Here is a 13,102-nt window from a genome sequence, read left to right as displayed (position 1 = left end):
GATCTAGAAGGCACCTCTAGAAAAAAGTGCCTTAGAGCGCTCACCAGGGCATTTCCTGTTCTTATAGCCTGGACGGATGGCTTCCAGGGTCACCTTCAATATGGGGCTTATCGTCATGTGATATCCCATGGGTGCCATGACTGGGTATCTCCCAGTCCCCTTCCTTAGTCCAGGGGTCTTCCTTCGGGAAGTCTTCGATATAAATTTCCTTTTCCTCATAATCAGGCTGGTAGCGCAAATCATAATCAGCAGCTTTAACGATCGATATGCAAAGCAGGAGGGCAACAATAAGCAATGGGACTCCACCAATAACGCTGGCAGTCTGCAGAGTGTCTAATCCACCGAGAAACATCAAAGTCACCGGCATCACAGACAAAGCAAAAGCCCAAAATAGGCGATTCCATCGCGCTGGTTCCTCATCTACTTCCTTCTGCACCACAGCAGCGAGAATATAAGAGATGGAGTCAAAGGTAGTTGCTGTAAAGATAAGCGCGAGTATGGTGTAAACCAGGATGACCAGCTTACTGGCGGGAAGTGTTTTAAGCGTAGCAAAGATAGCCTCTGTAGCCCCCTGCTCATTTAATATCTGTACAACATCCAATTCACCGGAAAATTGAAGATAAACTCCGTAGTTACCCAACACCATAAAGAACAGAAAGCAACCCAGGGTACCAAAGAAGATAGAACCGACTACCATCGTCTTGATAGTCCTGCCGCGAGAAATGCGAGCAATAAATAAACCAACACTGGGTGCAAAAACCAACCACCAGGCCCAGTAAAAGATGGTCCAGTCTTGCGGGAAGTGTGTATCCGGGAACTGCTCAAACCTGGCAAATGGCTCAGTCCAGGATGCCATATGGAAGATGTTGTCCAGCACACGGCCCAAGGCATCTAACCCGGTATTTAGCATAAACAGGGTTGGACCAACAAGAAAAACAAATACCAGCAGAGAGATCGAAAGCCACATGTTCACATTGGAAAGCGCCCGAATACCCTTCTTCAGGCCTACAAATGCGCTATAGCCAAAGATCAGCGTACAGATCATTAGTACGGTTACCTGGGTACCCAGCCCGGTTGGCACACCTAGCAATTCATGAGCGCCTTGGGTAATCAAAGGAGCGGCAATCCCTAAGGTAGTGGCACCACCTCCAAGCATGCCAAACACAAACAAGACGTCAATCAGCTTGCCAATACCCCCTTGTGCCCGCTGTTCCCCCAAAACCGGCATCAGTGCTTCACTGATCTTCAATACACTGTGATTGCGTACATAGTAGAAATAGGCAATAGGTAGTGCCGGTATCAAATAAATAGACCACGCCAAGGGCCCCCAATGAAATATGCCGTAAGCGACCGCCCAGCGTGCAGCCTCAGGCGTTCCCCCTTCAACCTGAAAGGGCGGAGACTGGTAGTAGTAGATCCACTCGACCATGGACCAATAGAGGATTGAGGCCCCAATGCCCGCGCAAAAAAGCATGGAAGCCCAGGATAGTGTTGAAAATTCAGGGTTCTCTTCAGGGCTACCCAGTTTGATCTGACCTATATCGCTAAATACGATGTAGACCATAAACAGAATCGCCCCAACTCCCAGCAGCAAATAAAAGACCCCTAATTTGTCAGTAACAAAATTCTTAGCCACCAGTACCCAGGCTGCACCGACCTCAGGGTAAAGCACCAAAGGCACAGTCACCGTTATCAGCAGCGCCAGCGCTCCAAAGAAAGTGGGCTTATCAATAATCTCTCTAAAGTTACTGGACAACACTTGCCTCCTGTTTGCCATAAAAAACTGCGGCAAAATAAAAGCAAGTGAGACTGTATATAAAGAACTGAAAATAAGGCGATGTTATTGAGCTAGAACTTATATAGAAGAAGGAATCAGAATGAATTGCTTTTTAGTTTTGCTTTTATGTTGGTGGATTTTATCAACATCTCACTGAAGTTCAATGCAGACTCCACTTTCTCCTCGTATATATAATCTGGACCACGAGAGCCAACGCCTGTTTTCAGCCCGCTTCTCTCATAACCTCAACGACTTAATCGTTGCCACAAGACTTTCACTTCTGAATCTTCAGGGAGTTCTCCAGCTGGGTGAACTGCCCTTGTATCATCGCCTTTTCCTGCAGCAGGATACGATTTTCATCCGCCAGCTGCTCTATGCGGTCCTTGGATAAAGTCAAATCTATTTCGAGCTTTTCCATGGACTGATATTGTAACTGTGCCTCTTTGGCGAGAGCTGAGTAGTCACTTTGCAGTTGGGCTAACTGGTTCTGTAAGCTGGTTATCTCCGTAGCTCTAGCTATATCCAGCTTGCCCTGATCTTCAGCCTGCCTTCTAAGCACTTCCACTTCCGCTTGAGATGCTCCAATCTGTTCACATAGATCATGCTTTTCTCGATTAACTTCTGCCACCAGTGCCTGCCCGTGTTTATTCAGCAGCTCCTGCTCACTTAACTTGCGCTCGGTCAGTGCCAACTGCTCAGTAAGTATGGCGACTTGACCTTTCAACTGCTCATTTGCGGAGCGGAACTGATCCCTTTCATGCTGACGATCGCTGGCAGTTCGTTGCTGGAAATGCTCGAAGTGCTCACGAATATCACGGTTCTCGAGCCTCATTTCCTCAATGGACTCTTTCTGCTCCTGAATGCGGCCCAAAGCCTCTTCACGTTGAAATTCGCTCTTCTCAACCGCTTTCTGCGTATCATCCAGAGCCCGCTTTAGCTGGCGCTTTTCGGTTTCCGCAATCGCCAGCTTCCGCTCCAGCTCACAAACACTGGCCGCCTGCTTGGAGTTTTTCTCCTGAACCTCGCTGAGTTGGGCGGCTATTGATTCTTCCTGGGCACTAAATTCCTGCTGAACCTCTTCAACTCTTTGGTCCGCCTGCCCCTGGATGCGCTGGTGTAACCCTTTGAGAGCCTCCACCAGGTCCCTAGGGAGGCCGCTAACATCTGTGTCATTGGCAATCTCGCTACGCCAACGCTTTAACAGTGGCGCGATAGTGCTTTTGCTGCCAGTTCCCAGGTGAGATCGCACCCGATCTACCGTTGGCTCTTCCCCCAGGGCCTTTACCGCTTTCGCAGCCTCAACAATATCGAAATAAGTAACCCCTGCACGTGCCATTAGCCTTTCCTTAGATTATTTCGTTACAAATTACGTAATACGTAATATTACATAATAATTTACAATTAACCAATTCTTGAATTTACCTTTATAACCTTCGATAATGATTCTTATCGAAGGTTATATTCATAAGAAAGCCCGTATTTCCCGTACCACCAGTACAAACAATACTTCCTAAGGTGTCTTGAAAATCATGGGAATCCAGCCCTCCCCGCCCGGGATACCCCCGCTAAAAACCAGCTCTCTTAGTACAACTGGACAGGCTGACGCTCTGCTATCAGAGGAGGACATCCAGAAATACCTGCGCGCGGCCACCTCTGACAGCACGCGCAAGGCTTACCGCTCAGCCATCCGCCAGTTCGAACGCTGGGGTGGCAGGCTGCCTACCGATGGCCACTCACTAGTGAGCTATCTGATGAGCCGGGCAGACAAGTTGAACCCTCGCACATTGGATCTGCACCTTACCGCCATTGGCCAATGGCATCTGTATCAGGGAATTCCAAATCCAGTCACCGAACCCTTGGTACAAAAGACTATGCGCGGCATTCGCCGCACGCATGGCAAGCCCAAACAAAAAGCCAAGGCTTTGAGCCTCCAACACATTGCCACTATGGCTAATCAGTTGCGCTCGCAACCGGATTCAAATAAGAAGGCAAGGGATCTCGCTCTGATTCTAATTGGCTTCTTTGGGGCATTTCGGCGTAGCGAGCTGGTAGCGATCCAGGTGGAAGACCTGGTCTGGGAAGAGGAAGGCCTGATTGTGCGTCTACCTAAATCCAAAACAGATCAAAACGGTCAAGGAATTATGCGTGCCCTCCCCTTCGGTAAACCAGAATCCTGCCCAGCTCAAGCCCTCAAAACCTGGCTAAAAGTAAGTGGTATTGTTCGTGGGCCGGTATTCAGAGCGGTTAACCGCTGGGATACAGTTCAGGACCGGCAATTAAATCCCACTGCCATCAATGACCTACTGAAGAAGCTTGGGGCAGATTGTGGATTTGACTTCATCAATGAACTCAGCAGCCATAGCTTCCGCCGCGGACTGTCTACATCTGCAGCCCGGGAAAAGGTTGGTTTTGAGCTGATCAAAAAGCAAGGTGGCTGGAAAAGTGATGCCACAGTTTGGGAGTACATTGAGGAAGGGCAACAATTCACCGAAAACGCCTCAGCAATTCTTATGAAGAAGATGGCAGAATTACTTTAGCTGCTATGGGAGCCCGGAATCTGCCTCAGGCTCCCGAAAAAAAGCCTGCTAAATCTGTAAGCTTGAGTTGAATCGCCCTATGGGAGCACTAATACCTACCCTGCCGATCCACTTTCCATCTATCTCAGGCTGTCTACACTGACAAGCTCATAAAATCAGCCACGCTCACCAATAAACACCTGGGACCAACTAAACTCTCCGGGCAGCAACGGGCAATATCTACTAACTAACCCTAATTACCACAGCACTCTTGTACCCAGGCGCCAAAATAGTTCTTTTTGAGCCGTAAATTGGCCCGGGTCAGGACTCACCAGCTTTTCCTGGAGACACCAACCATGGCTAAACACACCTGCGTCGTTGTAGGCGTCGGGCCTGGAAATGGGGCCGCCTTTGCCAAGAAGTTTAATCACGAAGGCTACCAGGTGGCGCTTCTTGCCCGAAATAAAAGTTACCTAGATAAATTGCAGGCTGAGCTGCGCCAGGCAAAGAGTTACATCTGTGACGTTACCAAACCTGATCAAATTGCCGATGTATTCAGCCGTATCCAAGCTGAAATGGCCCCAATCGAAACATTGATCTACAACGCTGGCTCTGGCCACTCCTGCACCATTGAAAATCTCGATATCTATGAATATGAATCGGATTGGAAGATAAATTGCCGGGGCTGCGCTCTATTCGGCCAACTGGTGACTACTGAGATGATCCAGCATGGCAAAGGAAACATCATTATTGTGGGGGCAACCGCCTCCCTCCGCGGCGGAGCGAACTTTGCTTCTTTTGCATCAGCAAAGGCTGCGCAGCGCAGTCTTGCCCAATCGATGGCCAGGCATCTTTGGCCCAAAGGGGTACATGTAGCCTACCTGATCATTGATGGGCCGGTAAGTAAAAGTCGCACACTAGATGGAAGCACAAGAGATAATCAAACATTTTTGCAGCCACCAGATATCGCCGACACGGCCTTTTTCCTGACAACCCAGGCCAAATCCGCCTGGACTTTCGAGGTGGATCTTAGGCCCCATGTGGAGAAATGGTAACAACTATCAGCTAAGTTAAAACTGCTCATTCTGATTTGCCGGGAACCAGATTTTGCAAGGAGGCCAATAATGACCCTTAACAAGAAACAAATTGAAGAGTGTGAATCCAGCCGTTGGGACTTTTCTGACCTGAAAGCTGTATTTCTTAACTGCACTCTGAAGCCTACGCCGGAACTATCCCATACGGATGGACTGGTTACTATCTCCCGAGAAATCATGCAAAGAAACGGTATATCGGTACAGGTACTGAGACCAGTTGACCACGATATTGCCTTCGGCGTTTACCCAGATATGACTAAACACGGCTGGGAGAACGATGACTGGCCACAGATATTTCAACAAGTGATTGAGGCCAATATCCTGGTTATAACAACACCTATTTGGCTGGGGGAAAAATCATCCGTATGCACCCAGGTTATAGAAAGGCTTTATGCCAATTCATCTGATCTGAATGACCAGGGACAATACGCCTATTATGGGCGAGTCGGGGGCTGCCTTATTACTGGCAATGAAGACGGAGCCAAACACTGTTCGATGAATATCCTCTACTCCTTGCAACATCTTGGCTATGTTATCCCACCCCAAGCAGATGCGGCCTGGGTTGGTGAAGCAGGCCCTGGCCCCTCATATCTGGACCCAGGTTCTGGCGGCCCGCAAAATGACTTCACCAACCGCAACACCACCTTTATGACATGGAATTTGATGCACCTTGCGAGAATAATAAAAGATGCCGGTGGTATCCCCGCCCATGGAAATCAGCGCTCGGCATGGGATGCAGGCTGCAAGCCCGATTTTCCCAACCCCGATTATCGATAGGGACGCCCTCCCCCGTTGATCAATCTGTGTCCATCGATTGGCGGGGAAGTGTAAATAAATCGAAGCATGATGTATCAATGCCTTACCTTGGCTCTAAGTCAGAAAGTAATAGCCTTTTGCTGAGGATATATCTAACCATTTCGTATCTCTATTGATCGGCACTATTGAAAGTTGCCCTCAGAACTTGCCACATAGAAACCAGATAGCGGTACTGCCAGTCTTATGACCAAGAAACCCAATGTGTCTGCTTCATGTCATAGGTAGTTTCACGCGCAAAAGCCAGTGGTCAATTTGCGCATTATCCATTTCGCGCTGGAGCATTCATTCTCGAAACTTAATACCATCATACTAAATATCTAACGCTCATCGCCTTAGCCTCAGCCAAATCACTCTTTCAGGAGCTCATCACTGCCCATAGAAAACTCAATCGGACACGACTCACTGACTGATAAAAAGGCACTCACAAGCAGGTGCTATTTGAAAAAACAATAGTGTAAAGCCCCAATAAAAATAACAGTTACTTTCTTTGAATTAAGGTTCATAACCATGATGGCCTATTAGCCTTTATAGCAACTTAAAAATAGAAACGAACTAAGCTATAAGAAACAAACGCAGAAAATCGATCAATATGAACATGCAAACAGGGATATAGAAGGCAAACTTATTTATGAGCCATTCTACAACACATCCAATATACAATGGCGCTTATGCCATAATTGATCAATTAGATGCAAACAAAGTAGATTGTATTTTTGCCTCGCCCATCGCCATTATGGCGCCAGTGTGGGAAGTATTCGCTGCTAGAGAAAATAAAATAAACATACGCTATTTTCGTTGTCGTCATGAACTATTGGCTGTCAGCCTTGCCTATGGATACTTTAAGGTTAAGGGAAAGCCGCAGGCTGTTTTTCTCCCTTCCAGTCTGGGAGTATTAAACGGCTCTATGGCACTAAGGTCCTCATTACAAGAACGAATCCCGATGCTCGTTATATCACCTGATTCATTAACCTACGGTGAGGATGCTACAACCGATCCAGGTCCGGAATGGCCCTCTTTACTTGTTGATTTTGCAGGCCCAGCAATAGAGGGAGAAAGAGTCGTCAAATGGTCAAAAAAAGCAATAACTTCTTCTGATCTAGTACAAGAGCTTAATCGGGCCCAATTTATTGCAAATGCTGTCCCGCGAGGGCCCGTTTTACTTGAAGTATCTTTCGATATATTACTACATGAAGCACCCAAGTCTCTGCCTCCCATTCTGGCTTCAAGTCCGGTAGTGGCTACAAAAAGCCAAATAGAAGAAATAACAAATCTGTTAGCAAGTGCATCATTACCTATTATTATCACAGAATATGGTGGACGAACAAAAGCTGAAAAAGAACAACTAATCCATATCGCTGAAACTCTTGCAGCTCCTGTTTTCGAGTTCATGATGCCTGCGTATCATAACTTCCCCAGGTCTCACCCGCTGTATGGGTTTGAAATTACAAGTGAAATCCTCAATAAAACTGACGTCATTCTGCTCATTGGCTGTAATGCCCCCTGGCATCCTCCCCACCGGGCATTAATGCCTGATTGCACTGTCATTCATCTTGAAGAAGATCCATTAAGGCCTCGTGCGCCCTATTGGGGTTACAAAACAACCCATACTATTGCAGGTGACCGCTTTCTCAATATGAAGCAAATATCAGCCTCACTGGAAGACAAAAAAATTGATAACAAAAAGCGTGCTAATGATTGGTCACGTTATTCAAACTCAATACGGGAAAAAAACCGTAAAGATGCACAAGAAGTGTTACAAGCAACGAAACAAGGTATTCCGGCTTCAGAATTATTCCGAGTTTTACATGATACTTTACCCGAAAACTGCGCATGCATCGATGAGATTGTTGCCCAGGTTCCTCAGATGCTGAATCATTTGTACAGTGCTAAATTATTTCAACAATTTAGAGGCTGGTGTGGTGCATTAGGAACCGGACTGGGCACAGCATTAGGGGTAAAACTTGCGAGCCCCGACAGGCTCGTCGTTTGTATTATTGGTGATGGCGCCTGGCACTATAATCCTATTCCCGCTGCGCTGGGATTCTCTCAGGAATATGGATTACCGCTTTTCATCGTCTTATGTAACAACAACCAGTACTTATCGCAAACTTGGAATATACAAAAGTACTTCCCAAATGGTGCAGCAGTTAAAAATAATCATTTTGTTGGCAATCTTATACAGCCTGAACCTGATTATTGTAAAACGGTCGAATCTTACGGAGGGCAAGGCCTGCGAGTAAAAGAGATAAGCGAGTTAAAAAAAGCTATCAACAAAGGATTGCAAAGTATTCAGACCGGGAAAACATTTTTGCTCGATGTTAAAGTTGTGCCATAAACTAGAGAACCTGTATCAACTCAGACCTGGACATGTGTCTAATTCATCTAATAATGTTAACCAACGGATGAGATGTTTCGATAACTCTCCCCGACTCTAGCTATCGATAGAGATATCCTATACTTGGTCTTTTTTGGGTGTCTATAGCCTAAAAATATGGGTATTTGGCCAATCCTATCCACACTTTTAGCAAGCTATTTACAAGATTCACAACCAAGGATAGATTGCCCGCCTTCGTGATTTTTACCAGTCCCCACCACTATGACTTTGTATGCCCGCCTTCATCGAGAAGTCGAGCGTTGATATGGTGGCTTACCCATCTCCGTGAGGTCCCTTTTCCGAATGAAACCAGAGTTCTTGGAACACATCCTGGATAGCAAACTATTTGTCACTGTATGCCTAGTTACAGCCATTATGCTGTTGCGCGGCTTGCTTACGCTAGCCATTGCCCGAAGTAGCTGGCAGAAAGCTGATAAACGTCGCCGCATCAATACTGTACATAATATCGGCAACTTATTGCTGGTAGTCGGTTTAATGGTGATTTGGGTAAGTGAACTTCGGGATTTTGCCCTGTCTATTGCCGCTTTCTCTGTGGCAATTGTTCTGGCACTTCGTGAGGCTGTACAGTGCTTGGTTGGCGGTCTATATCAAGCCAATATGCGCTCTTTCACCGTTGGGGACTGGATTAAAGTTGGCGACCAGTTTGGTGAGGTCACCGACAGTGATTGGTTAAGCACCACACTTTTGGAAATCGACCCTCACGGACTTGGCAATGGTTATACTGGAACCACCCTTTACATTCCCAATAATGCGTTCTTCACCCAACCGGTAAAGAACCTGAACTTCATGCGTCGCTATATCGAGCACACTTTCTCAATAACTCGCGAACGCAGTGAAATAAACCCTTTTGAGGCCAAGAAGTTTATTGCAGAACGCTTGAAGGAACACTGCGATTCATTCCGGGAAGTTGCCGAGCGCTACTGCAAGCTGATTGAGAGTCGTATGGGCGTGGAGCTATCTGGCCCTGATGCGAAAGTGAGTGTTACAACCAATGATCTTGGTCATGATGTGATCACCGCTACAATATTTTGCCCTCGTGAAGAGGCAACAAATATCGAACAGCTAGTGACCGAAGATTTTTATAATTTCTGGTTTGAGAAAACAAAAAATTTGAAGGCTGGAAACTAACAGCGGCATTCTATCTCAAGCGCTGGTGGATAGCTTTTCCCAGTGCTTGGGTTGCTCCCACCTACGTCCTAATGATCAGCAAAAATTTCTGTTAGCCATTCAATAAAAGTCCTGACTCTAGGCGACAGGAAACGATTCTGAGTAAAAACTACAGAAACCGGTTCACTTGGTGGGCGAATGTTAGGTAACACTTCTATTAGATTGCCCTCAGTTAGATCCTTTTCAACATGAAACCTGGGGAACTGGGCCAGGCCAATCCCTAATTTAACGGCATCCCGATAACTCTCCGTACCCGTTACCGTGATAGGCGCTATAGCTTCCATGGTTTCAACCTTGTCCCCGACGCAAAATGATAGCGGCGTAGACTTCCCCGTTGTTATCGAGCGGAGGGCCACTGCCCGGTGATGGCTCAAGTCACGTAGGGATTTCGGGGTGCCGTAGCGCTCAAGATAACCCGGTGAAGCACAGGTGAGTCTGTCCAGCATTGTCAGACGCCTCGCGATCAACTCACTATCGGCTAAATGACCATATCTGATCGCACAGTCCACTCCTTCCTGGACCAAATCAACCCAGCGATCCCCTTCGCTCATCACCAAAGTAATATCGGGGTAACGTTCAAAAAATTGCGGAAGCTTAGGCATAACGAAGTGGCGAGCAATTGTTCCCTGTACATCGACACGAACCTCCCCTTTCGGCAACGAGCCCTTAAATGCACCTTCCGCTTCTTCTACATCCGAAAGTATCGATAGACATCGCTGGTAATACAGCTCCCCATCCAGCGTTGCTTTTACCTTGCGTGTAGATCTCTGTAACAACCTCACACCAAGCTGCTTTTCAAGCTTATTGATCACTTGTGTAGAGGTAGATCGGGGAATGTCCAAGTCGCTAGAGGCCGCGGTAAAGCTGCCACGCTCAACGATTCGAACATAGAGTCGCATTGCATCCAGCTTATCCATATTAAGCCCATTGTTTATCTAGTTAGAACAATAGGTTCCATTTTAGCTAGATTATCTACTCAAACCACGAGCTTATTCTCTTCGGGAACATTACTCATAGAGTCACAGCTGTGACTCCAATCAGCTTGGAGGTCATTTTGGAAAAAGTTGCACTAGTCACCGGCGCTTCCAGAGGCATAGGTGCGGCTATTGCCACCCGACTGGCAAAGGACAACTTCACAATCTTGGTTAACTTCGTTGGCAGCTTCAATGCCGCTGAAAAGCTGGTCAATCAGATTGAAGCGGCCGGAGGAAAGGCCGTCACTGTTCAGGCAGACGTCAGTGATTCCAACGCAGTTACTAGATTATTTGAATCTGTGGAAGCCACCTTTGGTGGTATTGATGCTGTTATCAATAGTGCTGGCATCATGAAGTTAGCGACTTTAGCCGAAAGTAAAGAAGAAGTCTTCGACACCATGGTTGCAGTCAACCTTAAAGGTACATTCAACACAATGCGGGAGGCCAGTAAACGCCTTAGACAAGGTGGGCGAATTATCAACTTGTCCTCAAGCGTTGTAGGCCTATATATGCCCACCTACAGTATCTACGCAGCAACCAAAGCAGCCATTGAGGCGATGACACAGGTAATGTCCAAAGAGATGCGAGGACGAAATATTACCGTTAATGCTGTTGCCCCGGGACCAACAGCAACCGAACTTTTCCTGGATGGCAAAACTGATGAGATGGTGAACAGCCTCGCCAACTTGTCTCCACTGGAGCGACTGGGAAGCCCGGAAGATATTGCAAACACGGTCGCCTTTTTGGCCGGGGAGCAAGGGGGATGGATCAATGGGCAGGTGATTCGGGTTAATGGTGGGATTATATAAATCCACCCCTAAGCCCGGCTCATTACTCGCAGCAGTTTAAGAAACTTTAGCTGCTGCTATTGGTTATTTTTCTGACTTGGAAAGAAAGCCGATGTCCTCACTAATCCAGGCGTTAAACCTAAAGCACAGCAGAGATACCTTTATTGCTGCAACTATTGCCAGTGCCGCCGCCTTTACCTGCCTTGCAACAAATTTACCTCCGTGGGCAATGTTTGTCGGCTGGGTTGTCTTTTTCACCAGGCCCACCTCTATATCGAACACATTAACCAGTAGTATTTGTGTCACTTTGGGAATTTTACTCGGCGTAATTGCTTCTGTAATAAACAGTGTGTTACTGCCTGTAATGGGTAAGGCTGCCTTCGCTGCGACAGTATTTATTGTAGCTTTTATCGTGGTTTTCCTCAGAGGAAAGCCCATTATCGGCAATATTGCCGCTTGGTTTCTGGGGTTAATTACCTTTTTTGCTGCACATGCCGAGACCACTTATATAGGAATAGCCTCACTGATCGCCCCTGTTCTCCTGGGAATATCCTCAGGCCATTTATGTACCTATACACAATCCCTACCAGGAAAAAATAAAGCGGATTAATCTGCTTCCAATTCTCTTAGGCGCAGGCGAATAATTTCAGCCAGCCTTCTTGCTCCTGGGCCTGTAGTCTCGCGATCGGCAAATATCAGGTACATAGACACCTGCCTTTCATTGCCACCGCGTAAGGGCAGTGGCTTCAAGGTGCCCTCTTCCAGTTCCTGTCTAATTTTCTCCTCCGGCAGCCAAGCAAAACCATAGCCACGGCAGGCCGCGCCAATGGAGGTGGCCATATTGCTGACAGTCCAGCGTTGGGCCACATCTACCGTATGGGTCCGACTGGTTCTCTGTGAGCCTGTATCCCGCACCACCAGGTGGCGATGATTGCGTAAGTCTCGCAAGGTCAGCTCTCGCCCCAATTGGTGTAAAGGATGATCCGGGTGGGCAACGGGAATGATTCGTACCGGGCTGTAGAGCAGCTCACCATTGAAGCCTTTGGGAATATGTGGGCTGATAGCGAAGTCGATCTTGCCCTGCTGCAGTGCTTCAGGCCCACCGCCGATAACGGTTTCATAAACTTCAATACGGGTCTGCGGGCTTTCCTCGCCAAACTGGTCAAGGCACTCCAATAATAACCAAGTGGGAAAAAAGACCTCTATGCCGATAGCAATTTCTGACTCCCAGCCAGCAGAAGCCTTACAGGCTGCAGCCTCTAAAGATGCGGCATCCTCCAGCAGCTGCCGTGCATGGCGGTACAGCATATCGCCCGCTTTTGTCAGCACTGCTTTGCGGCCACTGATAGTGAATGCGGCCACACCCAGCACAGACTCCAGTTTTTGCACCGCATAGCTTACGGAGGACTGGCTCTTATGCAGGCGTTCCGCCGCCTGGGCGTATCCTCCGCCCTCAACAACCGCTACCAAACACCGCCATTGCTCGAGCGTAATTTTCGGGTTTGAAGATGATCTGGCAAACTGATTAGTCATAAATCGGATATTTCGATAGATTTCAGTGAAATTTTCTAATTT

11 protein-coding genes are annotated in these 13,102 nt (G+C 47.4%); 7 read left to right on the top strand and 4 right to left on the bottom strand.

Annotation, left to right across the window (positions count from 1 at the left end; genetic code table 11):
* Positions 1–61: 61 nt before the first annotated feature.
* Together ACJJIP_RS09500 and ACJJIP_RS09495 are read right to left on the bottom strand one after the other, a co-directional pair.
* The gene (locus tag ACJJIP_RS09500; RefSeq protein ID WP_444946750.1) at positions 62–1,759 is read right to left on the bottom strand and encodes a BCCT family transporter; all 1,698 of its coding nucleotides are present in this window, start codon (positions 1,757–1,759) and stop codon (positions 62–64) included.
* A gap of 292 nt (positions 1,760–2,051) precedes the next feature.
* Positions 2,052–3,113 (bottom strand): DNA-binding protein, encoded by a 1,062-nt coding sequence (locus tag ACJJIP_RS09495; RefSeq protein WP_444946749.1) that lies wholly within the window; start codon positions 3,111–3,113, stop codon positions 2,052–2,054.
* Positions 3,114–3,306: 193 nt separating this feature from the next.
* Here ACJJIP_RS09495 and ACJJIP_RS09490 point away from each other — a divergent pair, with 193 nt between their 5' ends.
* The 5 genes from ACJJIP_RS09490 (at position 3,307) to ACJJIP_RS09470 (ending at position 9,726) form a co-directional block, all read left to right on the top strand.
* A complete protein-coding gene (locus ACJJIP_RS09490; protein WP_020412830.1) occupies positions 3,307–4,314 on the top strand; it encodes a site-specific integrase in 1,008 nt (335 codons plus the stop codon).
* A 335-nt stretch (positions 4,315–4,649) separates the two neighbouring features.
* Complete coding sequence (locus tag ACJJIP_RS09485; protein WP_282953453.1) at positions 4,650–5,348, top strand: SDR family NAD(P)-dependent oxidoreductase; 699 nt, start codon at positions 4,650–4,652, stop codon at positions 5,346–5,348.
* 69 nt (positions 5,349–5,417) lie between these two features.
* On the top strand, positions 5,418–6,164 hold the full coding sequence (locus ACJJIP_RS09480; RefSeq protein ID WP_444946748.1) for a flavodoxin family protein: 747 nt from the start codon (positions 5,418–5,420) through the stop codon (positions 6,162–6,164).
* A 667-nt stretch (positions 6,165–6,831) separates the two neighbouring features.
* Positions 6,832–8,538: a thiamine pyrophosphate-dependent enzyme gene (locus ACJJIP_RS09475; RefSeq protein WP_444946747.1), complete on the top strand. Its 1,707-nt coding sequence runs from the start codon at positions 6,832–6,834 to the stop codon at positions 8,536–8,538.
* A 342-nt stretch (positions 8,539–8,880) separates the two neighbouring features.
* Positions 8,881–9,726: a mechanosensitive ion channel family protein gene (locus ACJJIP_RS09470; RefSeq protein WP_020412834.1), complete on the top strand. Its 846-nt coding sequence runs from the start codon at positions 8,881–8,883 to the stop codon at positions 9,724–9,726.
* Between the two features lie 68 nt (positions 9,727–9,794).
* Here ACJJIP_RS09470 and ACJJIP_RS09465 read toward each other — a convergent pair whose 3' ends face one another.
* Positions 9,795–10,682 carry a LysR family transcriptional regulator gene (locus ACJJIP_RS09465; RefSeq protein WP_444946746.1) on the bottom strand — a complete coding sequence of 296 codons (888 nt, stop codon included), beginning with the start codon at positions 10,680–10,682 and terminating at the stop codon, positions 9,795–9,797.
* A 137-nt stretch (positions 10,683–10,819) separates the two neighbouring features.
* Between ACJJIP_RS09465 and ACJJIP_RS09460 the strand changes: the two genes are divergently transcribed.
* Entirely contained in the window at positions 10,820–11,548 is a 729-nt protein-coding gene (locus ACJJIP_RS09460; protein ID WP_444946745.1) for an SDR family oxidoreductase, read from the top strand.
* Positions 11,549–11,639: 91 nt separating this feature from the next.
* The gene (locus tag ACJJIP_RS09455) at positions 11,640–12,137 is read left to right on the top strand and encodes a DUF1097 domain-containing protein (protein WP_083922701.1); all 498 of its coding nucleotides are present in this window, start codon (positions 11,640–11,642) and stop codon (positions 12,135–12,137) included.
* On the opposite strand, the gene ACJJIP_RS09450 is transcribed toward ACJJIP_RS09455, so the two are convergent.
* A complete protein-coding gene (locus ACJJIP_RS09450; RefSeq protein WP_282953446.1) occupies positions 12,134–13,060 on the bottom strand; it encodes a LysR family transcriptional regulator in 927 nt (308 codons plus the stop codon). The two genes, ACJJIP_RS09455 and ACJJIP_RS09450, sit on opposite strands and share 4 nt — an antisense overlap.
* Positions 13,061–13,102 lie beyond the last annotated feature (42 nt).

The sequence above is a fragment of the Microbulbifer variabilis genome (assembly GCF_052467165.1).
This window is presented reverse-complemented; position numbering and strand designations above follow the sequence as displayed.